Source organism: Rhodococcus sp. G6(2025) (genome assembly GCF_058628105.1).
In genome coordinates, this window is sequence record NZ_CP179750.1 from 642,010 (window position 1) to 666,446 (window position 24,437).

Consider the following 24,437-nt stretch of genomic DNA (forward strand, 5'->3'; position numbering starts at 1 on the left):
GGATGGGATGGGGGAATGTGATGCGTAAACGTTTGCGTAAAGAGCGTGAGGCACGTCACAGGGGCCTGTCAACTCGAGCAGTGAGATTTCTTTTGCGCACTTCAGCGCCACGGATTCTGTGAGGATTCAACGCAAATATTTGCGTTGCTCGCTTACTGTGGGAACGTGATCCCCAAGCAGTCCGTCAACATGGCCGACGTCGCGCGCCGCACCGGCGTCTCGATCGCCACCGTCTCGCGCGCGTTGCGCGGCGAACGCGGCGTCTCCGAGGCGACCCGATTGCGAATTCAGAGGGCCGCCGACGAGTTGGCGTACGTCATCTCACCCGAGGCGTCGAAGCTGTCGGGTGGCGCGACGGGCCGGGTGGCCGTCGTGGTGCCGTGGATCGACGCCTGGTTCTACTCGCGGATTCTCGCCGGCATCGAACACGAACTCCGCGCCGCGGACCTGGACGTGTTGCTGTACTGCCTCGAGGAGTCGTCCCAGCGCGAATCGTTCTTCGAACGGCTTCCCTTGCGCCGCAAGGTCGATGCCGTCATCGCCGTGGCGTTTCCTCTCACCGGGCCGGAGCGGGCGCGGCTCGAGGAGATGGATGTGACCGTGGTCGTCATCGGCGCGCACGCCGGCGAGTTCCCGTCCGTCCGGATCGACGACGAGCTGGCCGCGCGTCAGGCCGTCGGGCACCTGATCAGGATCGGCCACACCCGGATCGGAATGATCCGCACCGTGGACCCGGAGGGTCAGTACTGGGAGGGCGACATCGCCCGGGTGGCGGGGTTCCATGCCGCTCTCGCCGACGCCGGACTCGACGACGACTGCACGGCGACAGTTCCCTGGGGAATCGAGGGCGGTGAGCGCGGCATGGAACTGCTGCTCAGCCGTGCCGAGGTGCCCACCGCAGTGTTCTGCCATTCCGACGAGGTCGCCGTCGGAGCGTTGCGCACGCTGCGACGTGCGGGGGTTCCCGTTCCGGCCGGGATGTCGGTGATCGGGATCGACGATCACCCGACGGCCGAGCTGGCAGACCTGACCACGGTGCGGCAGCCGGTCGGGGAACAGGGCGCGGCGGCCGGCCGGGTGGTCGTGGAACTACTCAGCGGACGGGAACCTGCGGAACGGGCGGTCGTGCTCCCGACCCACCTGGTGGTTCGGGGCTCGACCGCCCGCCCTCCGGAACTCTGACGTCAGCGCACGAGACGCTCGCCCGCCGCGTCGGTGGCGAAGAGGTGCGCGTGTGCCTCGTCGACGCGGACGTGCACGACCTGGCCCTTTTCGGGTGGGTTCCGCCAGTCGACCCGTGCGACCAGGCTCTCGACCCGGCCGTTGACCGTGGTGCGGCCGAACACGAATGCCTCGGAGCCGAGTTCCTCGACGACGTCGATCTCGAGTTTCAGTCCGCCGGAGTCGGCGATCTCGACATGCTCGGGCCGGATCCCGAAGATCACCTCACGCCCGCCCGCCGCGGTGAGGGCGTCGCGGGGAACGGGAACCAGCTGGTCGCCGATCTGCACCCCGCCGTCGGTGACGGGCACGGTGAACAGGTTCATCGACGGTGAACCCATGAATCCCGCGACGAAGACGTTCGCGGGCCGGCGGTAGAGCTCGCGGGGGGACGCGCACTGCTGCAGCACGCCGCCCTTGAGGACGGCGACCCGGTCGCCCATCGTCATGGCCTCGACCTGGTCGTGGGTGACGTAGACGGTGGTGGTGCCGAGTCGGCGCTGGAGTTGGGCGATCTGGGTGCGGGTCTGCACCCGGAGTTTCGCGTCGAGGTTCGACAGCGGCTCGTCCATCAGGAATACCTGGGGTTGCCGGACGATGGCGCGGCCCATCGCCACCCGCTGTCGCTGGCCGCCGGAGAGGGCCTTGGGTTTGCGGTCCAGGTAGGCGCCGAGGTCGAGCATGTCGGCGGCTTCCCCCACGCGCCTGCGGATTTCGGACTTGTCGGTACCCGCGAGTTTGAGGGCGAAGCCCATGTTCTCCGCGACGGTCATGTGGGGATACAGCGCGTAGTTCTGGAAGACCATCGCGATGTCGCGGTCCTTGGGTTCGGAATGCGTGACGTCGCGGCCGCCGATCAGGATCTGCCCGCCGTCGACGTCCTCGAGTCCGGCGAGCATTCGCAGCGAGGTGGATTTGCCGCAGCCGGACGGGCCGACGAGGACGAGGAACTCGCCGTCCTCGATGTGCAGGTCGAGTTGATCGACCGCGGGGACGTCCGAGCCGGGAAAGAGCCTGGTCGCGCGGTCGTACGTGATTGTTGCCATGAGAAATGAATCCCTCCACCGGCAGGAACGTGCCGGACGATCCGAGTGTTAGGGGTGTGTCGGCAGGTACCGACGAGGAAGAACTATGGCCTAGATCACAGTGCTTGTCCACTTGGAGGCGAGCAGGCTTTGTTCTCGAAAAGACGGAAGTGTGTATTGATGAAAATCCAAAGGTCCTCTACTGTCAGCGTGACACCCCTCACTCGCAGATTTGAAGAGGACACGAGACATGGCTCTGACAATTGGCATCGACGTGGGTGGCACGAAGATCGCAGCCGGCGTGGTCGACACCGAAGGAGTCATCCACCGGATGGTGCGTCGTGACACCCCGTCCCACGATGCGCGCCGTGTCGAGAACGTCATCGCCGAACTCGTCCGCGAACTGGCGGACACCCACCCGGTGCAGGCGGTCGGCATCGGCGCGGCCGGCTTCGTCGCCGCGGACCTGAGCACCGTGCTCTTCGCCCCGAATCTGGCCTGGCGCAACGAGCCTCTCGGTGAGGTGGTCGAAGCGGCGTGCGGACTGCCGACGGTGGTCGAGAACGACGCCAACGCCGCGGCATGGGGCGAGGCGCGTTTCGGGGCCGGGCGGACGGGGCAGACCGTCGTCGTGCTCACGGTCGGAACCGGGATCGGCGGCGGCATCGTCGTCGACGGCGTGCTCCATCGCGGCAAGTTCGGTGTGGCCGCGGAATTCGGGCATCTCAACGTCGAACCGCACGGTCGCCGATGCGGTTGCGGCAACCACGGCTGCTGGGAGCGTTACGCCAGTGGGCGGGCGCTCGTCCGCGAAGCGCAGGATCTGGCGAACGTCTCGCCCGGTTTCGCCGCCGACCTCCTGACCCGCGCCGGCGGACGGGCGGACGCCATCACGGGCCTGCACATCACCGCGGCCGCGCAGGAGGGTGACGCCGCCGCGCTCGAGTGTTTCCGGGTGATCGGTTCCTGGCTGGGGCACGGCATGGCGGACATCGCGGCGTTCTTCGACCCCGACCTGTTCATCATCGGCGGGGGAGTGTGCGAGGCGGGCGAACTGCTGCGCGGTCCCGCCGCCGCCGCGTTCGAGAACCGTCTCACCGGACGCGCACACCGACCGGTCGCCGAGGTGCGACTGGCTGAACTCGGCGCGAACGTCGGCATCGTCGGCGCCGCCGATCTGGCCCGGGAACGAGTTCTCGGGCTCGCACACAACGGCTCACGAGTATCTGGAGGAGTGCAATGTCCAATCGGTTGAGTCTTCCCATTCCGGTCGCCGAGGTGTGGGACTGGCAGAGGGACGCCGCGTGCCGCGGCTATGAGTCGTCCACGTTCTTCCACCCCGACCGCGAACGTGGCCGGGCTCGCGAGATGCGGGACTTCCGCGCCAAGATGATCTGCCGCGGATGCCCCGTGCTGGTGCAGTGCCGGGAGCATGCGCTCAGTGTCGGTGAGCCGTACGGCATCTGGGGTGGACTCTCCGCGAACGAGCGTGAAGAACTGCTCGCCAATCACCACGGCCGGGTGGACGAGGCCGTCGCGGAATCCTTCGGCTTCGATCTGGCGCGCCAGGCCTGAGGGCGAGCGGTCAGCTTCCGGCGGGCAGCATGACCACTCTGCTGTTGTCGGTGTCCGCGACGTACACGTCGCCTCGGCTCGACACGGCGATCCCCTCCGGCTGGTCCAGCCCGGAGAACGGGAGAACCTCCTGCTCGTCCGAACCAGCGGCCAGCCGCAGAACGCGATTGTGGTTCTGATCGATGGCGTACACGGTTCCCTCGTCGTCGACCGCGACACCACCGACGCTCTGGAGGTCGGTGAACGGCAGATAGCTCTGGGCATGGGTGGCGGCGTTCCACGCGAGAACCTTGTTGGGCGTGCCGACGTAGAGATCCCCGTGTTCACTGACGGCGACGGCGAACGGGCCGATCACCGTCAGCGGCACCGCGACGGGAGCCGCGGTGACGTCGTGCAGCGACATCACCCGATTGTTCAGGGTATCGGCGACATACAGCGTGGCGTCCGGCCCGAGTGCAATTCCGAACGGCTGGTCGAGACCGGCGAACGGCATTGGCACCTGGGTGCTGCCGTGCAGCATCGTCACGGTGTTGGTCACCAGATCGGAGACGTACACGTCGCCGGACGCACTAACCGCGACTCCCTGCGGAACCTCGAGTCCCGTGAAGGGAAGAACTGTCTGCTCGTACGTCCCGGCGCTCACTTTCAGGACCTGTTTGGCCGCGCTGTCGGCGATGTACAGGTCTCCGGTGCCCGAGACCGTGAGCCCGGCCGGACCCTGTAGACCGGTCAGCGGGAGCTCGACCTGTGCGCTCGTCGACTCCTCTCCCGGCCAGGCGACATAGGCGACGGCCGCGACGACGAGGACGAGGACGCCGGCCAGCAGCGCGGCGAGCACCCGGCGCGTCCGCCGCCCCCCGACCGTTGCCGGTTTCGTGGGCGCCGCACCCGGCTCGGTGTCGGGGCGGGTCACGTCCGGGCCGCTCGCGCGGGTGGTCGCGGCGGGGTCGGCCAGGGCAGCAGGCCGGGTCACGTGGCCGGGCCCGGTCCACTCGATCGCGCGGATGGCGTCGCTGAACTCACGACAGGTCGAGTAGCGATCTTCGCGGTTCTTGGCCATGGCGCGCGCGACGACCGCATCGACACCGGTGGGCAGCCCGGGGCGCACCACGCTCGGCTGGGGAATCGGTCCGTTCAGATGGCCGTGCATCACCGAGGACGCGGTGTTGCCGGGGTACGGCGGTTCGTTGGTGAGCAGGTGGAAGAAGGTGCAGCCCAACGCGTAGATGTCGACGCGATGGTCGAGTTTCTCGCCCTCGATCTGCTCGGGCGCGGCGTAGTGCAGGGTCGCCACCAACATCCCGGTGCGGGTCAGCTGATGTGTTTCGTCCAGGGCCTTGGCGGTGCCGAAATCGGTGAGCAGGACCCGTTCGGGGTCGCCCGGCGCGAGCAGGATGTTCGCCGGCTTCACGTCGCGGTGCAGAATCCCGGCCTCGTGGGCGTGGTCGAGTGCCTTCCCTGTCTCGCTGACGATGTGCACGGCGCGTTCGACGTCCAGGGCGCCGGAGCCGAGCGCTTTCCTGGCGTCGCTGCCGGGAACGTACTGCATCGCGATCCACAACCTGCCGCCTTCGCGGCCGCGGTCGTGGACGGTGACGATGTTGGGATGATCGAGATGCGCGGCGTGGTCTGCTTCCGATTCGAAGCGTGACCGGACGTAGTCGTCGTTCGTCCACGACGTGTCGAGCAGTTTGAGGGCGATCTTGCGCGGCAGGTTGGGATGCTGGGCGAGGTAGACGGTACCCATGCCGCCTCGTCCCAGAACCCGTTCGATCACGTAGCCGGCAAACACCGTGCCCGGTTCGAACTCGCCGCTCACATCGGCTTCACCGCCTCCCTGGGCCCTCCATCCATTGAACCCCGACGCCGGGTCAGTCCGGTAGCCGCCGCATCTCGATGACGGTCAGTCCCAGCGCGTCGAAGCGTGCCAGCATGCCCCGGAGATCTGTCGGGCTGTCGACCGGGCCGTAGAGCGTGGTGTCGCCGGTCGTGACGTCCGAGACGTCCAACTCGGGGAACGCGGCCAGCACCCGATCGGACAGGGCGCCGCTGATCAGGAAGGCGTACCTGACCTTGCCGGGCCAGTTCGATTCAGGACGCACCACGGCGGGCTCCTTCATTCGCATCGTCGTTCCAGAACTCGGTCAGCCGTAGATTTCAGGGTGACCGACGAAACGGCAACGCGCCTCACCCGCAAGTGGTGAACCGGCTCAGAGCAAGCCGTTGTGTTGCGCGGCGGCGATGGCGTCGCGGCGGGAGGTGACGCCGAGCTTGCGGTAGATCCCGCGCAGGTGGGTCTTCACGGTGTTCACCGACACGCACAGATCTGCGGCGATCTGCTCGGCGGTCCGCCACGACGGAAGTTCCACGAGGAGTTCCAGTTCGCGGGGAGTCAACATGTCGGACGCAGCACTCTCCGACCGCGGGAACGACGCTCGGAGCCTCTCCGCGAAGGGTTCGAGGACACCGAACCGGCCAGTGCTCCGCACGAGTAGTTCCCGGATCTGCGGTCCGCAGTCGTGGAACGGGCGCAACGCCGACTGCGGTTCGGCGAGACGCAACGCCTCGGTGAGCGCGCTGTGGGCTCGTGAATCATGTTTGCGGGCAAGCGCGATCGACGCGTCGACGAGCCATGCCGCGATCAGGTTGGTTCCCGCCGCGCACTCCAGTTCACCGTCCAGGACGGGTTGGAGTGTCTTACGTGCCAGGTCGAGGCGATGGAGGTGCAGATGGACGATCGCCTCGACGACGGCTGTGTCGCCGGTGGGTCCGAGGAGGGCATGCGTCTCGGACGCCAGCTCGTGCGCCCACCCCGTCTCGCCGGCGAACAGATAGGCGTACTGGATGGCAGGCAGCAACACCGCCCGGATGCCGGGCGGAACCGGCAACGAGGACGACACGGGGCTCTCCGCGTGCAGCGTCGTCACCGAACTGTGCCGGTTTCCGGTCTCGTCGAGACCGAACAGGGTGGCGGCGCCGTCGGCGAAACCCGCCGTTTCGGTATTTGCGCGACGCAGCGCCTCGGCGGACTCGGCGGCGAGACGTGCGGCATCGGGGTCCATCCGAATGTAGCGGCACCAGGAGTCGATGAGCTTCGCCAGCTGGAATGTCGGATCGCCCGTTGCGGAATGGGTCCGGCCGATCGCCAGTGCCTCGTCGGCCAGTGCGGACGCCCGCACCACGTCTCCCCGCGACATCGCGACGCCGCCGAGAGTTCCCAGGCAGTACATGACGCCCAGCGGCGCATCGCCGAGTCGAGCGTGGGCCAGTGACTTCCCGAGCACGACCTCCGACTCGTCGTTCCGCCCGAGGAACAGCAGCGCGCGCCCTTCCTGGAGCAGGACGAACGCGTCGAGGTCGGGATCGCCGCTCGATCCGACACCCACGCTGCGCAGCCGGTTCAGGGCGGTCTCGATGTCGCCGGTGCCGATCGCTGTCTGCACTCGGAGCGATTCGCGGAGCAGCAGGTGTAACCGGGACTCGGCGGCACCGTCCACCAGCAACCCCGACCGCCTGCGGTCGAGAAGCTCGAGGGTGGACGTGGCCACCGGGATGTTGCCCGATGCGAGCGCCGCGGCGGCGCGGATGAGCCGCGCCGACGGGTGGTCCTGCGAAGATCGGGGTGCCCGGGTGAGGAGCCGGTCGACGGCCTCTCCATGACCTCCGACGATCAGGGCCAGCGAAGTCCGGGCGAGCAGCGCCACGATCTCGTCGTGATCACCGGAGTTCACCGCGTGTTCGAGTGCGAGCAGCGCGTCCCCGAATTCGTCGTGCCAGTGGGCGGCCGTCAATTCGAGATGCTCGACTTCGACGTGCCCGATCCGGCTGATCTCCGCTCGCAGATAGCTCCGCAGCAGCGGATGGTAACGATAGTGCGTGGGGCTGTCCGTGATTCGGCTGATCAGAAAATTGTGGTGTTCGAGCCAGTCGATGTTGCCGTGCGCATCCGTGCAGCCTGTGAGCTTCTCCGCGAGTTCGACTGTGAACGAGGCCGGTACGGACGTGCGCAGGAGGAACTCGCGCATCTCGTCGGTCTGGCCGGCGAGGACCTCTTCGATGAGATAATCGGCGACCGCCCGGCGGTCGCCCGTGAACTCGGCGATCAACCGGCTCGGATCCGGATGTCCTTCCAAAGACATTCCCGCCAAACGAATTCCGGCAGCCCAGCCTTCCGTGCGATCCATCAGCGCGTCGAGATCGTCCGCGCTCAGCACGACGTCGTGTTCGTCGAGCATCTCGGCCGCCTCGTCGGACGTGAAGGCGAGATTCTTGGCCGAGAGCGTGAACAGCTTGCCGTCCAGGCGAAGTCGCTGCAATGCCAGCGGCGGCTCGAACCGTCCGATGATGACCGTTCGCAGCATCGGAGGTTGCCAGCGCATGAACGACTCGAGGTCGGTGAGTACGTCGGTGTCGCGGAGGAGGTGGGCGTCGTCGATGACCATCCAGATGTTCTCGCCGAGTTCGTGCAACGCGGCCGACAACTGCGCGCCGAGGTCCGATGCCTCGGAATCGAGCCCGGCGCATGCTTTCTGCACGCGAGGATTCCCGGTGTCGGTGAGTGAGCGGAGGATCGCCCGGTGGACGACGTCGAGGTCGTTGTGCCGCTCCTCGATCGTGAGCCACGCAATGGTCGGAGCGTCGCCCGCGGCGAGCAGTTCCCGCGCCCAGTCGGCCACGGCCCGCGTCTTTCCCGACCCGGCCGGTGCGCAGACGAGCGCCACCGGGCAGGGATGGGCGTCGTCGGTGAGCGCTTCGGTGAGCATGGTGTGCAAGCGGGTCCGGGTAACCGTCCGACCCCCTGCACTCGTAGGTATTCGAGTGCTCAGATGAAATTCGCCGAGAGGTGCTGCCGTCACGCCGACCCCCAATTCTCGCTGCACCGAGAAACGATCTTCGACAAACGCCAATCCCCGACGCAGTGGGCCGGTGGGACGATTTTAGCGAGAATGCGTTGTTTTGTGTGGGTGAACGTGTTTTACCGAACGGGAACGCCACGCTGTCGTGATGGTGTTCGGACTACTTCGTCATCGCGATCGTGCACCCGATTCGGAGTCCGTCACTCCGCGGGGACCTGAGAAAATTGGCTAAAGCCGCGTTGCAGGCGTGAGCCTGCGGAAGCATTCGACACACTCGTCGACGGAAGTAGACAGCATGCACACACAAGTGGTGCCGGCCGCGGGCCCACCCGATCATGAACTCGACGCGTTGCGGGCCGAGGTGCGAGCGTTCCTGGCGAGCAGATCGACGCCGGCGTGTTCACACCCGGTGTGGACACTGGCTCACCCGGTGGAATCCGGACTTCACGGAGGCCCTCGCAGCCCGCTGCTGGCTGGGCATGACGATCCCGGCGGAGTACGGAGGGCAGGGCCGCACGTTCATGGAGCGGTTCGTCGTCACCGAAGAACTGCTGGCCGTCGGCGCGCCCGTCGCCGCACAGTGGGTCGCGGACCGGCAGGCCGCACCGTCGCTGCTCACCTACGGCACCGAGGAACAAAAGCAGCGGTTCCTCCCCGGAATCGCGGGCGGCGAGATCAGCTGGGCGATCGGAATGAGCGAACCGGAATCGGGCTCCGACCTCGCGAGCGTCCGCACGAAAGCGGTCCGGGTCGACGGCGGCTGGCGGATCACCGGGACCAAATTGTGGACGTCCGGCGCCCACCTCCTGTCGATGTCGGGCGACCACCATTTCAACGAGGTGATCCTCGACGACGTGTTCGTGCCGGACGAGTTGGTGCTCGGCCGCATCGGCGAAGGCTGGAAGCAGGTCACGTCCGAACTCGGGTTCGAACGCAGTGGCCCGGAACGGTTCATGTCCACGTTCCCGATCCTCGCCGCGATGGCCGAGGAAATCGGGGAGGGACGGCAACCGGCCGATGCCCGCATCGGAGCGCTCGTCGCCCGGACCTTCGGACTCCATCACATGTCCCGTGCGGTGTCGGAGGCACTGGGGCGTGGTGACGACGCCGAACTCGGTGCTTCAGTGGTGAAGGTCCTCGGCACGAAGCCGAAGGTGATATCGCGGACCTCGTCGAGGAACTGCCCGGCGAACCGGAGGCAGGCAGCGAACGGTTCGCCGAACTGGTCCGTGCCGGCGTGATGCAGCGCCCCGGGTTCACACTGCGAGGGGGTACGAGTGAGATTCTGCGCGGTGTCATCGCGCGGGGATTGGGGATGCGCTGATGACCGGACCGGCAACCGACACCGAGATGCGGGAGTTCGCACGCGTGCTCGACCAGGTCTTCGCCACAGATCGCCGGGGACGGGGCCTGTGGGCGCTCATCACAGACGGGTAGGCGGCTTCGCCGCCCGTGCGCCTTTCTGGTTGTCCCAGCTACCAAAAAGGCGCACGGGCGCGAAGCGCCTACGGCGTGACGATCGGGAACGCGCTGTCGGGTGCGTCGAGAAGTTCCGTGAGGACAAGGAGCTTCGACGGGTCACCCGTCACCTCGATGCCCTCCAGTCCCTTGCCGGCGAACAGTCCGAGCAACTGCATCTTCGTCAGGGTCAGTGAGACGTCCGGTTGCGTCGTGGTCCTCGGCGCGACCGTCTGGATGAGCGCACCGTTGGACAGCGTCGTCCGGTAGTGCGCTTCGGGTTCGGTGAAGTGCCACTCCGCGACGAGGGACTTGTCCCAGGCACGTGGGCCGTTGATGCGGAGGGCGACGGAGTCGAAGATCTGCTCGATCGTGAGTGCGCTCAGCATGTCTGCGCCGAGGTCGCTGAGCGGCGGGGCGACGATGCCGCCGCGCAGTTCGAGTGCACCCGTGAGGTAGAAGTTGCGCCACGTCGCGTTCTCCGCACCGAATCCGAGTTGTTCGTACGTGCGGGCGAGCAGTTCTTTCGCGTCGCTGTCCGACGGGTCGGCGAACACCGCATGCTTCGAGAGTTCGGCGGCGAACCGGAAGTCGCCGTCGTCGAAATACCGTTGCGCCTTGGCCCGGACCTCGTCCTGACCGCCCATGCATTCGACGTACCGCGTGGCCGCGTTCTCCGGTGGGTGCTGCCACAGCGACGTCGGGTTGCCGTCGAACCAGCCCATGTACCGCTGGTAGATCGCCTTCACGTTGTGGCTCACCGAGCCGTAGTAACCGCGTGCGTGCCAGGAGGATTCGAGGGCAGGCGGTAGTGGGAAGTCCTCCGCGATTTCGATTCCCGTCATCCCGGTGTTGAGCATCCGCAGGGTCTGGTCGTGCAGGTACTGGTACAGGTCGCGCTGCTGCGACAGGAATGTCACCACCCGGTCGCGACCCCACGTCGGCCAGTGGTGGGAGGCGAAAGCGACGTCGTAGCCGCCGTCGAACATCTCGATCGCCTGGTCGAGGTACCGCGACCAGGCGCGGGGGTCCCGGACCAGCGCGCCCCGCAGCGTGAGGAGATTGTGCAGATTGTGGGTGGCGTTCTCCGCCATGCACAGTGCCCGGTGGTCGGGGAACAGGAAGTTCATCTCGGCGGGCGCCTCCGTTCCGGGTGTCACCTGGAAGACGATCCGGATGCCGTCGACGGTCTCCTCCTGGCCGGTGTGGGTGATGTCGACGGTCGGTGGGATCAGTCCGGGTCGACCCGCCGAGGTGTTCGTTCCGAGCCCCGCCCCGAGGTGCCCGCGCGGGCCCTTGGGGAGCAGCGGTCCGTACATGTAGGTGGCGCGCCGGCCCATTGCCGTTCCGGCATAGACGTTCTCGGAGACCGCGTGTTCGAGGAAACCTTCGGGGGCGAGGATCGGGACGTCGCCGCGACCGTCCGGAAGAACGCCGACGACACCACCGAAGTGATCGATGTGGGAGTGCGTATAGATGACTCCGGTGACGGGCCGGTCGCCACGGTTCTTCCGGTACAGCGCAAGCGCGGCGGCCGCCGTTTCCTGCGAGATCAGCGGGTCGATCACCAGGACACCCGTCTCGCCCTCGACGATCGTCATGTTGGACAGGTCGATTCCGCGTAGCTGGTAGATGCCCTCGGTGACTTCGTACAGACCGTTCTTCGCGCACAGTTGCGACTGACGCCACAGGCTCGGGTCGGCGGTGTCCGGGCAGTCACCGTTCAGGAACGAATACTCCTGCATGTCCCACACCACGCGACCGTCCCCACTCGTGACGGTGCAGGGGTCGAGACGGTCGACGAAACCGCGGTCGGCGTCCTCGAAATCGGTGGTGTCCGAGAAATCGGGTGTCATGATTCTTCCTTCTCGTGTCGCGGTGGGGAGGGGGCAGGAACCGGTGCAGGGGGAGTGGGAGCGCTGCTGAGAATCGTGTTCACCCAACGCGTGGACGGGTCGATGTCGATCAGCAGCGCCTTCGCCATCAACGACAACGGGATTGCCAGGATCGCGCCGAGCGGCCCGAGGATCCACGCCCAGAACACCAACGACAGGAACGTGAACGTCACGGACAGGCCCACCGCGTCACCGACGAACTTCGGCTGGATCACCGACTGGATGATGACGTTGATGACGCTGTACACGACGATGACCGTCAGCATCAGTCCCGGACCGCCCTGGAGCAGTGCGAGCAGGGCCGGCGGAACCAGCCCCAGGATGAACCCGACGTTCGGGATGTAGTTGGTGATGAACGACAGCAGTCCCCACAGGATCGGCAGCGGAATTCCCAGCGCCCACAGTGCCCCGGTGTCGATGACGGCGACGATCAGCCCGAACACGGTGGACACGATCAGGTACGTGCGGGTCCCGGCCGAGAACGACGTGAGAGCGGTGGCGATGTCGGGACGCATCTGCGTGACGATCCGCATCCGCGCACCGTAGGAACTTCCGTCGACGGCCATGAACAGCAGAAGGGCGAGGACGAACAGCAGATTCGAGAAGACGCCCAGCATTGCCTGCAGGATCGCCTCCACGAAGCCGAAGACCTTGCCGTAATCCACCTGGGAGAGCAGGGTCTGGGAATCGGTCGAGTTCACGCCGTTGCTGTTCAGGAAGCTCTGGGCGTCATCGATGAGGGCGGTGAAGTCGTCCGCGTACTCCGGTAGGAGCGTGGCGAGCTGGGCGACCGACAGGGCCAGCGACAGCACGAGGACGAGAATGATGCTGTTGACGACCAGGATCGCCGCGATCGTGGCGAGCCAGGTCGGGAGACCCTTTCGGTGAAGCCATTCGGGCAGCGGATGGACCGCGACGGTCAGCATGAGCGCGAGGAAGATCGGGCCGACTATCGACGCGGCCACCTGGATCCCCGCCACGGTGACGACGAGCGCGGCCAGGCCGAGGATCACGATCAGGCCCCGCGGCATCGACCACTGAGAATCCGGCGCCGCGCCGGATACGTCCTGCGGATCGGTCATCGCGTGTCCCTTCGCAACAATCGGCCAACCGGGGTGCCCCGAATCGACTGTTGCACCCGGCCGACGACGACACATCATCCGTTGCAGATGAGGATCACCCGGCGCGGATGATGCCGATGCCATCGCGAAGTCGCAGGATTCCACTGTTCGAGCACATCCTTTCGAGAAGGGCATGGACATGACGACACATCCGGAGTCCAGGACCACCAGCCCTGTCAAACAGGGCTTTGCCGCGGGAACGTCGCTGGCAGCGGCGATATTGCTGCTGACCGTCGGCGTGATCTCGTTCTTCCAGGGCATCGCCGCCGTCGCCTCCGACGACCTGCTGGTCGTCGGCGTCGAGTACACCTACCAGTTCGACACCACCGCGTGGGGATGGATCCACATCGTTCTGGGTGTCGTTCTGGTCATCAGCGCGATCGGCCTCATGACGGGCGCCACCTGGGCCCGTGTCGTGGCAGTCTGCATCGCCGCGCTGTCGATCCTCGCGAACTTCCTCTGGCTGCCCTATTACCCGCTGTGGTCGATTCTGATCATCGCGCTCGACGTCGTCGTGATCTGGGCGGTCACCACCTGGGACACCGCCAGGGACTAGGACGATGACGACGTGGTGAGTTCCGCGACCGGCACCTGGCCGGTGTTCGGCTCGCTGCAGGAGTATCAAAAAGGATGGGTCAGGCCCGACGTGATCGCGGGCCTGACCGTGTGGGCCGTGCTGGTCCCGGAGGCCCTGGCCTACGCGACCATCGCGGGAGTCCCCCCTGTCGTCGGTCTGTACGCGGCGATACCCGCCCTGATCCTTTACGCGGCGGCCGGCAGTTCCCGGCATCTGGTGGTGGGGCCGATGTCGGCGACGGCCGCCCTGTCGGCTGCCATCGTCGCGCCGCTCGCCGGGGCGGACGGCGGCAAGTACGCGGCCCTGACAGCAGTGCTGGCGATTGCCACCGGCATCGCCGGGCTGCTCGCGGGGCTCCTCCGTCTGGGCTTCATCGCGTCGTTCATCTCGGAGCCGGTGCTGAAGGGCTTCATCGTGGGGCTGGCTCTGACCATCATCATCGGGCAGGTTCCTGCCCTCCTCGGCGTGGAGAAGGAGCACGGCAATTTCTTCGAACAGGCCTGGGGAGTCGTCAGCCACCTGGGCGACATCGACTGGGGCACACTCGTCGTCGGTGTGCTCAGTCTCGTCGTGGTTCTCGGATTCACACGGTGGCTGCCGCTCGTCCCCGGTTCGCTGCTGGCCGTCCTCCTCGGTATCGCCGCGGTCGCCGTGTTCGGTTTGGACGGTCGAGGTGTCGACATCGTTGGTCACATCGACTCCGGTCTGCCGTCGGTGGGACTGCCGGACGGTGTCGGCTTCGACGACTACATCGACCTTCTCGGCCCCGCAGTGGGCGTGCTGCTCATCGGGTTCGCGGAAGGGCTCGGTGCCGCGAAGACATACGCCGCGAAAGAGGGCTACGAGGTGGACGCCAACCGGGAACTCCTCGGCCTCGGAACAGCCAATCTCGGCTCCGGGCTGTGCTCGGGGATGGTGGTGAACGGCAGCCTCTCCAAGACGGCGGTCAACGGCGGGGCCGGCGCCAAATCGCAGGTCAGCGGTCTCGTCGTCGCGGTCCTCACCGTGGTGACCCTGCTGTTCCTCACCGGACTGTTCGAGAAACTCCCCGAGGCGACGCTCGCCGCGGTGGTCATCGCCGCCGTCATCGAACTCGTCGACATCTCCGCGCTGCGCCGGCTCTACGGGGTGTGGACCGAAAGGCTCGGCAGCATCTACGGATACGCCGCGCGAGCCGATTTCGCGGCCGCCCTCGCCGCGATGGTGGGCGTGCTCCTGTTCGACACCCTGCCCGGACTCGTCATCGGCATCGGCGTGTCGATGCTGCTGCTGCTCTACCGGGCGTCGCGTCCCCACGTCGCGGCGCTCGCGAAGGAAGGGTCGCTGTGGGTGGACGCCGAGCGTCACCCCGACCTCCCGACCACACCGCACGTGGTCGTGGTGCGCGTCGAGGCGGGACTGTTCTTCGCGAACGCCGATCACGTCAAGGACCGCATCGAGGACATGTGCACCGACGACACGCGAGTGGTGGTCCTCGACGCCGAGACGTCGCCGTTCGTCGACGTCAGTGCCGCTCAGATGCTCGTGCAGTTACGGGATGTGCTCGCGCGCCGGGGAATAGAGCTACGTGTGGCGCGGGACATCGGGCAGTTCCGGGACACGATACGAACCTCGGGTTCGGGCGCGACCCCCGTCGGCCTCTATCCGACCGTGCGAGAGGCTCTCGCAGAACCGCACCGACAGTAGGCGCTCCGCACCCGTGCGCCTTTGTGGTTGCTGCAGCTACCACAAAGGCGCACGGGCGGCGGAGCCGCCCATGACAGGAGACAGTCGTGAGCACAGGATTGCAGGAACTCGCCGCGAAGGCGTGGATGTACGGTTTTCCGCTGGTGTTCGACCTCGACCAGGTGAACCGCTTCGTGTCGGAGGGGATGGGGAGCCTCGACGCGGGACCCTTCAACAAATTCAGCCACGCCCGCACACTCGCCGGGCCGCAGGACACGTTCGTCTCGGTCAACAACGACACCATCTATTCGATCGCCCAGATCGATCTCGGCCACGGACCGCAGTTGCTGCGAGTCCCCGACGCCGGTGGGGCGTACTACGTGCTGCAATTCGTCGATGCGTGGACCGACAACTTCGCGTACGTCGGCAAACGTGCGACGGGAACGGCGGCCGGCCGTTACCTGTTGACCGGTCCCGGGTGGTCCGGTGAGGTCCCCGACGGCGCGACGCAGATCGCGTTTCCCACCGCGGTGGGCACCGTCATCGGCCGGTGGGCCTGCGACGGCGAGGCCGACCTGGAGCGGGTGAAGCGACTGCAGTCGGCCCTCACGTTGGAACCCGTCGGCGAGCAGGAACCGGCGGAGGGCCTGCCGGTCCCCGACCCGAACGTCCCCGTGGAACTTCAGTTCTGGGAGAAGCTGCGGGTGTACTCGCAGGCGTACCCACCCGCCGCGCAGGACCTCGTCGCACAACAGGCGTTCGCCCCGCTCGGGTTGCTCGAGACCGGGCCGTCGCCGTACCTCGAAGCGCCGCCGGACCTCGCGGCCGTGCTCACGGCCGGTGCCGAGGCCGGGCACCAGTCACTGGTCGCCGCACTGAAATCGGGTGCAGGAAGCGAGGTGGTCAACGGCTGGCAGTTGATGTACCACGCCTTCGACTACAACGACGACTTCTTCGAGATCGGCACCCTCGACTCACCCGACTGGCGGATCGAGGACCGCTCGAAGGCGCTGGGACTGCGGGCCGGCGCCGCGATGGCGGGGCTGTGGGGAAACCACGGTTACGAGGCCGCATATGCGCCGATCTACCACGACAGCGAAGGCAACGAACTGTCCGGCGATCACACCTACACACTCACGTTCGCGCCGACCCCACCGGTCGACGCGTTCTGGTCGATCACCATGTACGACCTCCCGGACTTCTACCTCGTCGACAATCCGATCGACCGCTACTCGATCGGTGACCGCACGCCGGGACTGGTGTTCGCGGACGACGGTTCGCTGACCATCACGCTCAGCGCGGACGCCCCGGCCGATCCGGTGGCCCGCGCCAACTGGCTGCCGACACCGGCAGTCGGGTTCCGGCCGCTGCTCCGGATGTACAGCCCCAAGCCGGAGGTGTTCGACGGAACGTTCGAGATCCCGCCCTTCGTGAAGACCAGTTGATCAGGGGCGCAGCTGATCGAACGTCGTACGACGCTGCCCGGCACGAGACACCACCGGTCACGACCTGAACGTCGGCGGCAGGTCGCAGTGTGCGCGGACCCAGGCGCTGCGTCGTTCCAGCGCGGACTGCCGGTGCGCGGGGGCGGAACCGATCAGTGAGTCGATGGTCTGCAGGAGGTGGCGGGCGACGAACGGCTGGTGCCGGGCGGCGTCGGCGATCTCGTCGAACGCCGCCGACACGTAGTCGTCCCAGTCGGGAAGGAGCACGACGACGCGCAGTTCTCCCTCCGTGTCCGCGACGTCGCCGACGTCGACCGGTCGGTGACTGATCCTCGACAACAGAGTTCCCACGCAGTCGACGGCCTGGGCGGCGGTCGCGGGATCGTTGACAGCCGGTGACAACGCGCGCAGGGCGATGTCGTCGACGATGCGGAACGCCAGCATCGGATCCTGGTCGAAGGACCGGTCGATCCGCACGTCCAGGCATCCCAGCATCGCGCGGCTGTCGAATCCGGCAGCGCCGTCGACGCTCATGACGACTGATCCGGGGATCAGGGCGTCACCCACACGGACCCGCATCCGCACCAGGACATCCGCTTCGCGCGCGAGGTGCGCCAGCTTCGGCAGGTCGATCTGACACAGCATCCCGCCGGTGCCGGTCCACCGGACGACGGCACCGCCCGGACCGCCCGACCTTTCCGATCCCGCCGGTTCCGTGCCGTAGAGGGTGGCGAGCACCGCTTCGCCGCGGGCGGTGACGTCGGCGAGTGTCGGTGCGAGCTGGATCGAGCGGAACGCATGCAGTTGCAGGATCCGCATGACGGCGAGTGCGACGACCGTGAGGATCACGGCCGCCACCGGGATCGCCACCGGCACCGCGTCCTTCTGGTTGACGACCAGGCCCGCCGTGGTCGCGAAGACGAAGAAACCCAGGAAGATCCCGAAGGAGTTCCACACCAGCGGGTCGTCGCGGAACAGCGTCAATCGCGGGGTCAGCGTCGTGGCGCCGAACTGACCCACGAGGAACAGCAGCGAGAACACCACGCTCGCCAGCGTGATGACGGCGCCGGCGAGAGTGAACAGCAGGGTGCCCTGCTGGTGCCACTTGTCCGGGGACCGATGTCGAGGGTGGGGAGCGCGAGGCCGAGGAGAAAACCGCCGAACAGATAGCCGAGCTGGACGAGCCCCAATCGCAACGGTGGGCGGCGGCGCAGTGCGCGCAGAATCGGTCGCGAATCCGATCCGGACCGGGGGAACTCGGCTGCTCTGTTCACGGCGCCCCTTCCTCCCTCCGATGATCCCGAGTCGGCGGTAGTGTTCGTGCCGATTCGAGGGGGGATCGAGTGAAGAAAGTTGCCGCAGCGCTCCTGTGCGCCGTGATCACGTCCGGGTGCGCGCACAGCGTGTCGGGGACTGCGGGGGCTTCTCCGCTGCAGGAACTGAGCCCCGGGCAGCAACGGCACATCCACGTCGAGGACGCGCTCCGCGACGCCGATCCGTGCGGACTGCTCGACGTGGCCGTGGTGCGGGGTGCCGGGACGGTCCAGCAGTACGGGTCCGCCGTGCAACTGCCGGTGTGTTCGGCGTTGATGGCCGGGCCCGGCGGCGCGACCACCTACGTGGAGTTGTCCCTGCTTCCGTCGATGCTGTCCGACGCGGCGCTGACCCGGCCGGAGACGGTCGACGGGGTGACCGTCTACCGCGGTGCGGGCGCCGACCCGACCCGCGGGACGTGTGAGCGCGTCTTCCGGCTGAACCTCGGAATCGACCAGGAACAGGTGGAACGGCAGCTGGCCACCGTCCGCGCCGGAACCGTCGCCGGCCAGGACGCCTGCCCGCTCGCCGACGCGGTGCTGGACGCGGCGATCGACAGGATGCGGTCGGGACTGCCCACTCGTGACGCCTCGTCCGCGCATCAAGTGGCGCTCGCGGTCCACGACCCGTGTGAAGTACTCGACGTGCTGGGAACCACGGCGGGCGGACGCGTCGTCGACCCGGAATCGCCGCCCACCCCGTTCGACTGCGTGCTGTTTCCGAACCCGAATCGGGTGCCCGGGAGTGAGGTGACCGTGTCGTTCACGATGTCGCCGGTCAAGGAAAACCGACCACCCGTTCCCGCCGAGCCGGAGACGGTCGGCGACCGATGCCGGTGGACGAGCCCGATGGGCGAGCCGATCGACATCACACGGCCCGGAGCGGGCGTCGACGAGTTCACCCGCAGGCTCGGTCACGCGGGTGCAGTCGTCACTGTTCACGGGCCGAACTGCGCGGCCGTGGCGAGGGTCGCGGACGCCGTGAACACGGCGTTCGGATAGGCGTCCGAACGGACTCACCCGGGATCAGATTGGACTCCGCCGGTAAGCTCGACAGCTGGACCAGTACAGATTCATCGACCTGGAGGTAGAAACGCGTGGCTCTCGTCGTCCAGAAGTACGGCGGATCCTCGGTGGCAACCGCCGAGAGAATCCGACGAGTGGCTGAACGGATCGTCGAGACCAAGAAGGCCGGCAACGATGTCGTCGTCGTGGTTTCAGCGATGGGGGACACCACTGATGAGCTGCTCGATCTGGCTCAGCAGGTGTGCCCAGCCCCACCCGCCCGCGAAATGGACATGCTGCTGACCTCCGGTGAGCGCATTTCCAATTCTCTCGTCGCGATGGCAATTCATTCGCTCGGTGCGGAGGCCCGTTCGTTCACGGGCTCCCAGGCGGGCGTCATCACCACCGGTGCTCACGGCAACGCCAAGATCATCGACGTCACACCGGGCCGCGTCCGGGATGCGCTCGACGAGGGCTCGATCGTCCTCGTCGCCGGGTTCCAGGGCGTCAGCCAGGACAGCAAGGACGTGACGACCCTCGGGCGCGGCGGTTCGGACACCACCGCGGTGGCCCTCGCAGCGGCCCTCGAGGCCGACGTCTGCGAGATCTACACCGACGTCGACGGCATCTTCACCGCCGACCCGCGCATCGTTCCCGACGCGCAGCGTCTCGAGACGGTGTCGTTCGAGGAGATGCTCGAGCTCGCGGCGTGCGGCGCGAAGGTGCTCATGCTCCGCTGCGTCGAGTACGCCCGCCGATACAACGTGCCTGTGCACGTCCGTTCGTCATACACGACCAAGCCGGGCACCATCGTGTCCGGATCGATGGAGGACATCCCCGTGGAAGAGGCAATCATCACCGGAGTCGCGCACGATCGCGGCGAGTCCAAGATCACCGTCGTCGGCCTGCCCGACACCCCGGGTTACGCCGCGCAGGTCTTCCGCGCGGTGGCCGAGGCGGAGATCAACATCGACATGGTGCTGCAGAACATCTCGAAGGTCGAGACCGGCAAGACCGACATCACGTTCACCCTGCCCACCGCCGACGGCCCGCGCGCCGTCGAGAAGCTGACCAAGCTGCAGGGCGACATCGGCTTCACGCAGGTGCTGTTCGACGACCACATCGGCAAGGTGTCGCTCGTCGGCGCCGGCATGAAGAGCCACCCGGGCGTCACCGCGACGTTCTGTGAGGCTCTCGCAAAGGCCGGTGTCAACATCGACCTCATCTCGACGTCCGAGATCCGCATCTCGGTGCTCGTCAAGGATGTGGAGCTGGACAAGGCCGTGAAGGCGATCCACGATGCATTCGAGCTCGGCGGCGACGAAGAAGCCGTCGTGCACGCAGGAACGGGACGGTAGATCATGACCACCATCGCTGTCGTCGGTGCCACCGGACAGGTCGGCATCGTCATGCGCACCCTCCTCGAGGAACGGAACTTCCCCGCGGACAAGGTCCGGTTCTTCGCTTCCGCGCGGTCGGCGGGCAAGAAGCTGCCGTTTCGCGGCGAGGAGATCGTCGTCGAGGACGCGTCCGCGACGTCCGACGAGGACCTGAAGGGCATCGACATCGCCCTGTTCTCGGCCGGTGCGACCCTCTCTCGTGAGCAGGCCCCGCGGTTCGCCGCGGCAGGTGCCACGGTCGTCGACAACTCGTCGGCGTTCCGCAAGGACCCCGACGTCCCGCTGGTCGTCAGCGAGGTCAACCCGGAGCAGGCGAAGAACCCGCCGAAGGGCATCATCGCCAACCCCAACTGCACCACGATGGCCGCGATGCCGGTGCTGAAGGTTCTGCACGACGAGGCCGGTCTGCAGCGTCTCATCGTGTCGAGCTACCAGGCCGTGTCGGGCAGTGGAATCGCCGGTGTCGAGGAGCTGGTGGGCCAGGCCCGCGCCGTCATCGACGACGCGGAGAAGCTGGTGCACGACGGCAGCGCCGTCGACTTCCCGGCCCCGAACAAGTACGTCGCACCGATCGCGTTCAACGTTCTGCCGCTGGCCGGTTCGATCGTCGACGACGGCAGCGGTGAGACGGACGAGGACCAGAAACTCCGCAACGAGAGCCGCAAGATCCTCGGCCTGCCCGACCTGCTGGTGTCGGGCACGTGCGTCCGCGTCCCCGTGATCACGGGCCACTCGCTGTCGATCAACGCCGAATTCGAGCGTCCGCTGTCGGTGGAGCGTGCGCAGGAGCTCCTGTCGAAGGCTCCCGGTGTGCAGCTGGTGGACGTCCCCACCCCGCTCCAGGCCGCGGGCAGCGACCCGTCGCTGGTCGGGCGTATCCGTCAGGATCCGGGTGTCCCCGAGGGTCGCGGTCTGGCACTGTTCGTGTCCGGCGACAACCTGCGTAAGGGTGCCGCCCTCAACACCATTCAGATCGCCGAACTGCTGGTCTGATCTCCCCCCACGTGAGTGGCAAAGTGTGCTTCCGCACGCTTTGCCACTCACGTGTCGGTTGCGGGTGGATACTGAGCCGATGAGAGTCGTCGGTGCTGCGGTGGCGGCGGTTCTGTTGCTGCTCACCGGTGCGAGCGAGGCGTCCGCGCAGCCGGGAATCCTGCTGTCGCAGGACGAACTTCCACCCGCCGCAGTCCCCGGTCAGGCAGGCGACAGCATCCGGGTCCGCTACTCGACGCTGCGCACCGCGACCGCGACCGGTGAGTCGACCGGATCGATCTTCCTTCCCCGGGGTGATCCCCCCGTCGGCGGCTGGCCGGTGGTGTCCTACGCGCACGGCACGGTCGGGGTCGCCGACCAGTGCGCGCCGTCCGTCGCCGGGTTCAACTACGTCGAACTGCCCGCGATCGAGCAATGGCTGGCCGCCGGATACGCCGTCGCAGCAACGGATTACGCGGGAATCGGCACGCCCGGTGTCAATGCCTACCTCGACGGCCCTGCCGCCGCCGCGAACGCCGTCGACATCGTCCTGGCCGCCCACGACGTCTACGGCGACGTGCTCAGCGACCGGTGGATCGTCACGGGACTGTCGCAGGGCGGGCACGCGACCTACTTCGCCGCCCGCGAGGCCGCCGCCCGGGCACCCGCACTCGACTATCGGGGTGCCGTCGCCGTGGCGGCGCCGACGCACCTCGAACAGCTCTTCCCGGCCGCGGGTCCCGCGATTCCGGCTCTGCCGACAACCGGAATCGTGAACTATGCGTTGCTGACCCTCGCCGGCATCGACGACCAGCGCCCCGAGATCGACATCCGGCGGTATCTGTCGCCGAAGGGGATCGAATTGATGGAGCTGGCGAAGGTGACCTGCAGCCGGGAACTCGGCCGGTACCTGCTCGCCCATCCCACTTCGGTCGGCGACCTGTTCGCGGCGCCCCTGTGGAACGAGCAGTTCCGGGCGCTGTTCCGGGAGATGCAGCAGGTGCCCGTCGACGGGTTCGACCGCCCCCTGCGGGTGGTGCACAGTCTGTCCGACACGTCGGTGCCGATTCCGTTGACATGGGCGCAGCTCGCCGAGATGCAGCAGCACGGCGTGAACGTCGAATACCAGCAACTCGCCGCCGAGAACCACCGCGAATCACTGATGGCCTCCATGCCGGAGTCCCTCGCGTTCGCGGCGCGCGTGCTGTCCCCCAGGTGAGTGGCAACGCGTACCCGAGCACACTTTGCCACTCACGTGCGGTTCACCCGACACGTGCGAGGCGGAGACGGCGCCCCGACCCTACGGTTCGGACATGGGCTCAGTCATCGGAGAACTGTTACCGCTCGCCGTGGGTGTCGCGATCTCGCCGATACCGATCATCGCCGTCATCCTGATGCTGCTGTCGAAGCGTGCGGGCGGTGCGAGCGCAGGCTTCGGCGTCGGCTGGATCCTGGGAATTCTTGTTGCGACGGGCATCTTCATGTTCCTCGCCGGCAGCATCGACACGTCCGACTCCGACGGTCCGTCGGCGACGGCGTCATGGGTGAAGGTGGTTCTGGGTGTGCTGCTGCTCCTGCTCGCGGGACGGCAATGGAGAAGCCGCAATGCCCACGCGGAGCCACCGAAGTGGATGCAGGCCATCGACGACCTGAACTTCGTGAAATCCACCGGTCTCGGATTCGCGCTGGCGGCAATCAATCCCAAGAACCTGCTGCTCTGCGTGTCCGCGGGCGTCGGGATCGGCACGGCCGGGGTGAGCGGCGGCGAGCAGGTCGTGGCGCTGATCGTGTACACGGTGCTGGCCGGATCGACCGTCCTCGTCCCGGTCATCGCCTACGCCGTCGCAGCCGACAAGATGCGCGGAACCCTCGACAACCTCAAGGTCTGGCTCCAGTCCAACAACGCCGCGGTGATGAGCGTGCTGCTACTCGTGATGGGCGCCGTCGTCCTCGGTAAGGGATGCGGCGGATTGTTCTGACGCGACAGCGTCCGGTCCCCGCAGGTAATGCCCGACGTAACCCTCGTCGAGCGCGATGGCCTTGACGATCACCGCGGACCCCACGATCACGACCGACAGGACGAACAGCCAGCTGATCGCGGTGAACACCAGGCCGAGCGGCCCGAACTGGTGTTGCGCTGCGGCGGTGATCCGGGGCAGGAGCAGACGCCCGCCGACGTGGAGAGCGGTGAGCGCGCCGGCGGTCAGCGCGCCGGTCGCCCAGAGCACACGGCCCTTGAGCGTGCCCATCGTCAGGAGGTACGGGCTGAGGGTCCACACGGCCATCCACACCGCGAACTCCCCGGCGACTGCGAGAGGTGGACCGATCAACCGGATGCTCGTGAGCTCGCCGGCCAGGCCGATCGCCGTCCCCGACAGCGCAACGGCGAACAGGACGACGAGCCACCGCCAGGCGTCTCGAAGGGTGATCGACGGGACGTTCCAGATCTTGGCGTAGATCCGGGCGAGGGCCCTCGCGAAGGACGTGCCGCTGATCGCGATCATCAGCAGACCGACGACCCCGAACGCGGCGAAGGAGGGGTTGGTGGTGTCCACAGTGCCGGGCGTGGTCGTCAGTTCCGTGGGGTCGAAGCCGAACTGGGTCTTGATGGTGCGTGCGGTCACGTTCCAACCGCTCAGCGTCGATGCCGCAATCATCACGGGCAGCACCGACGTGAAGATCCTGGCGGCGAGCGTCATCGACCGGTCGACGAGCTCGATCTCGATCAGCCCGTCGATGACGCGCCGAACCGTGCGGCCGGGAGGTGTGCCCTGCAACCAGCCGTTGGCCGTTTCGGTGCGCGCGGCCAGAGCTTCCCTGGCCAGCGCCACAGACAGTTTCGTCGACCGCACACCTCGAGCGAACACCGTTCGGGCCCGCTTGTCATCATCCGCGTCAGGTGAGAACGC

Annotated in this window: 19 protein-coding genes and 1 pseudogene; 12 read left to right on the forward strand and 8 right to left on the reverse strand. The window is 67.1% G+C overall.

The window, feature by feature from the left end; genetic code table 11:
- Window positions 1-165 precede the first annotated feature (165 nt).
- Window positions 166-1,182 (forward strand): LacI family DNA-binding transcriptional regulator, encoded by a 1,017-nt coding sequence (locus tag ACLIVD_RS03135; RefSeq protein WP_283332800.1) that lies wholly within the window; start codon window positions 166-168, stop codon window positions 1,180-1,182.
- 2 nt (window positions 1,183-1,184) lie between these two features.
- Here the strand turns inward: ACLIVD_RS03135 and ACLIVD_RS03140 are convergent, their stop codons facing one another.
- Window positions 1,185-2,267, reverse strand: a complete 1,083-nt coding sequence (locus tag ACLIVD_RS03140) for an ABC transporter ATP-binding protein (protein ID WP_283332801.1) — start codon at window positions 2,265-2,267, stop codon at window positions 1,185-1,187.
- Between the two features lie 229 nt (window positions 2,268-2,496).
- Here ACLIVD_RS03140 and ACLIVD_RS03145 point away from each other — a divergent pair, with 229 nt between their 5' ends.
- Window positions 2,497-3,501 (forward strand): ROK family glucokinase, encoded by a 1,005-nt coding sequence (locus tag ACLIVD_RS03145; protein ID WP_477952566.1) that lies wholly within the window; start codon window positions 2,497-2,499, stop codon window positions 3,499-3,501.
- Window positions 3,486-3,821, forward strand: a complete 336-nt coding sequence (locus ACLIVD_RS03150; protein ID WP_005253437.1) for a WhiB family transcriptional regulator — start codon at window positions 3,486-3,488, stop codon at window positions 3,819-3,821. The genes ACLIVD_RS03145 and ACLIVD_RS03150 overlap by 16 nt, the downstream gene beginning before the upstream one ends.
- Window positions 3,822-3,831: 10 nt before the next feature.
- On the opposite strand, the gene ACLIVD_RS03155 is transcribed toward ACLIVD_RS03150, so the two are convergent.
- The 3 genes from ACLIVD_RS03155 to ACLIVD_RS03165 form a co-directional block, all read right to left on the reverse strand.
- Entirely contained in the window at window positions 3,832-5,640 is a 1,809-nt protein-coding gene (locus ACLIVD_RS03155) for a serine/threonine-protein kinase PknD (RefSeq protein WP_491931932.1), read from the reverse strand.
- A 52-nt stretch (window positions 5,641-5,692) separates the two neighbouring features.
- Window positions 5,693-5,941: a DUF8691 family protein gene (locus ACLIVD_RS03160; protein WP_005253439.1), complete on the reverse strand. Its 249-nt coding sequence runs from the start codon at window positions 5,939-5,941 to the stop codon at window positions 5,693-5,695.
- A 90-nt stretch (window positions 5,942-6,031) separates the two neighbouring features.
- Window positions 6,032-8,584, reverse strand: coding sequence for a winged helix-turn-helix domain-containing protein (locus tag ACLIVD_RS03165; protein WP_491931933.1), 2,553 nt, complete (start codon window positions 8,582-8,584; stop codon window positions 6,032-6,034).
- A 388-nt stretch (window positions 8,585-8,972) separates the two neighbouring features.
- Between ACLIVD_RS03165 and ACLIVD_RS03170 the strand changes: the two are divergent.
- Window positions 8,973-10,001 (forward strand): annotated as a pseudogene (locus tag ACLIVD_RS03170) (acyl-CoA dehydrogenase family protein).
- 181 nt (window positions 10,002-10,182) lie between these two features.
- Here the strand turns inward: ACLIVD_RS03170 and ACLIVD_RS03175 are convergent.
- On the reverse strand, window positions 10,183-11,991 hold the full coding sequence (locus tag ACLIVD_RS03175) for an alkyl/aryl-sulfatase (protein ID WP_491931934.1): 1,809 nt from the start codon (window positions 11,989-11,991) through the stop codon (window positions 10,183-10,185).
- Window positions 11,988-13,112 (reverse strand): AI-2E family transporter, encoded by a 1,125-nt coding sequence (locus ACLIVD_RS03180; protein ID WP_491931935.1) that lies wholly within the window; start codon window positions 13,110-13,112, stop codon window positions 11,988-11,990. The genes ACLIVD_RS03175 and ACLIVD_RS03180 overlap by 4 nt, the downstream gene beginning before the upstream one ends.
- Window positions 13,113-13,284: 172 nt before the next feature.
- On the opposite strand from ACLIVD_RS03180, the gene ACLIVD_RS03185 reads away from it, so the two are divergent.
- The 3 genes from ACLIVD_RS03185 to ACLIVD_RS03195 all read left to right on the forward strand — a co-directional run bounded on the left by ACLIVD_RS03185 (window position 13,285) and on the right by ACLIVD_RS03195 (window position 16,838).
- Window positions 13,285-13,707 carry a DUF7144 family membrane protein gene (locus ACLIVD_RS03185; protein WP_491931936.1) on the forward strand — a complete coding sequence of 141 codons (423 nt, stop codon included), beginning with the start codon at window positions 13,285-13,287 and terminating at the stop codon, window positions 13,705-13,707.
- Between the two features lie 12 nt (window positions 13,708-13,719).
- A complete protein-coding gene (locus tag ACLIVD_RS03190; RefSeq protein ID WP_283332810.1) occupies window positions 13,720-15,414 on the forward strand; it encodes a SulP family inorganic anion transporter in 1,695 nt (564 codons plus the stop codon).
- 86 nt (window positions 15,415-15,500) lie between these two features.
- Complete coding sequence (locus tag ACLIVD_RS03195; protein ID WP_491931937.1) at window positions 15,501-16,838, forward strand: DUF1254 domain-containing protein; 1,338 nt, start codon at window positions 15,501-15,503, stop codon at window positions 16,836-16,838.
- Window positions 16,839-16,895: 57 nt separating this feature from the next.
- Here the strand turns inward: ACLIVD_RS03195 and ACLIVD_RS03200 are convergent, their stop codons facing one another.
- Window positions 16,896-17,882 carry a DUF2254 family protein gene (locus tag ACLIVD_RS03200; protein ID WP_283332813.1) on the reverse strand — a complete coding sequence of 329 codons (987 nt, stop codon included), beginning with the start codon at window positions 17,880-17,882 and terminating at the stop codon, window positions 16,896-16,898.
- A 299-nt stretch (window positions 17,883-18,181) separates the two neighbouring features.
- On the opposite strand from ACLIVD_RS03200, the gene ACLIVD_RS03205 reads away from it, so the two are divergent.
- The 5 genes from ACLIVD_RS03205 (at window position 18,182) to ACLIVD_RS03225 (ending at window position 23,507) form a co-directional block, all read left to right on the forward strand.
- The gene (locus ACLIVD_RS03205; RefSeq protein WP_283332814.1) at window positions 18,182-19,153 is read left to right on the forward strand and encodes a hypothetical protein; all 972 of its coding nucleotides are present in this window, start codon (window positions 18,182-18,184) and stop codon (window positions 19,151-19,153) included.
- A gap of 95 nt (window positions 19,154-19,248) precedes the next feature.
- Window positions 19,249-20,514, forward strand: coding sequence for an aspartate kinase (locus ACLIVD_RS03210; protein ID WP_012691385.1), 1,266 nt, complete (start codon window positions 19,249-19,251; stop codon window positions 20,512-20,514).
- A 3-nt stretch (window positions 20,515-20,517) separates the two neighbouring features.
- Window positions 20,518-21,549: an aspartate-semialdehyde dehydrogenase gene (locus ACLIVD_RS03215; RefSeq protein WP_011596739.1), complete on the forward strand. Its 1,032-nt coding sequence runs from the start codon at window positions 20,518-20,520 to the stop codon at window positions 21,547-21,549.
- A gap of 79 nt (window positions 21,550-21,628) precedes the next feature.
- Window positions 21,629-22,747: an alpha/beta hydrolase family protein gene (locus ACLIVD_RS03220; protein ID WP_283332815.1), complete on the forward strand. Its 1,119-nt coding sequence runs from the start codon at window positions 21,629-21,631 to the stop codon at window positions 22,745-22,747.
- A gap of 94 nt (window positions 22,748-22,841) precedes the next feature.
- The gene (locus ACLIVD_RS03225; RefSeq protein WP_491931938.1) at window positions 22,842-23,507 is read left to right on the forward strand and encodes a GAP family protein; all 666 of its coding nucleotides are present in this window, start codon (window positions 22,842-22,844) and stop codon (window positions 23,505-23,507) included.
- Here the strand turns inward: ACLIVD_RS03225 and ACLIVD_RS03230 are convergent.
- On the reverse strand, window positions 23,454-24,359 hold the full coding sequence (locus ACLIVD_RS03230; RefSeq protein ID WP_491931939.1) for a hypothetical protein: 906 nt from the start codon (window positions 24,357-24,359) through the stop codon (window positions 23,454-23,456). The two genes, ACLIVD_RS03225 and ACLIVD_RS03230, sit on opposite strands and share 54 nt — an antisense overlap.
- Window positions 24,360-24,437 lie beyond the last annotated feature (78 nt).

Excerpts from the sequence above, each read along its gene's own strand:
- ACLIVD_RS03140 (WP_283332801.1), bottom strand. The coding sequence starts at position 2,267 with ATGGCAACAATCACGTACGACCGCGCGACCAGGCTCTTTCCCGGCTCG.
- ACLIVD_RS03145 (WP_477952566.1), top strand. The coding sequence starts at position 2,497 with ATGGCTCTGACAATTGGCATCGACGTGGGTGGCACGAAGATCGCAGCC.
- ACLIVD_RS03150 (WP_005253437.1), top strand. The coding sequence starts at position 3,486 with ATGTCCAATCGGTTGAGTCTTCCCATTCCGGTCGCCGAGGTGTGGGAC.
- ACLIVD_RS03160 (WP_005253439.1), bottom strand. The coding sequence starts at position 5,941 with ATGAAGGAGCCCGCCGTGGTGCGTCCTGAATCGAACTGGCCCGGCAAG.
- ACLIVD_RS03165 (WP_491931933.1), bottom strand. The coding sequence starts at position 8,584 with ATGCTCACCGAAGCGCTCACCGACGACGCCCATCCCTGCCCGGTGGCG.
- ACLIVD_RS03175 (WP_491931934.1), bottom strand. The coding sequence starts at position 11,991 with ATGACACCCGATTTCTCGGACACCACCGATTTCGAGGACGCCGACCGC.
- ACLIVD_RS03180 (WP_491931935.1), bottom strand. The coding sequence starts at position 13,112 with ATGACCGATCCGCAGGACGTATCCGGCGCGGCGCCGGATTCTCAGTGG.
- ACLIVD_RS03185 (WP_491931936.1), top strand. The coding sequence starts at position 13,285 with ATGGACATGACGACACATCCGGAGTCCAGGACCACCAGCCCTGTCAAA.
- ACLIVD_RS03215 (WP_011596739.1), top strand. The coding sequence starts at position 20,518 with ATGACCACCATCGCTGTCGTCGGTGCCACCGGACAGGTCGGCATCGTC.
- ACLIVD_RS03220 (WP_283332815.1), top strand. The coding sequence starts at position 21,629 with ATGAGAGTCGTCGGTGCTGCGGTGGCGGCGGTTCTGTTGCTGCTCACC.
- ACLIVD_RS03225 (WP_491931938.1), top strand. The coding sequence starts at position 22,842 with ATGGGCTCAGTCATCGGAGAACTGTTACCGCTCGCCGTGGGTGTCGCG.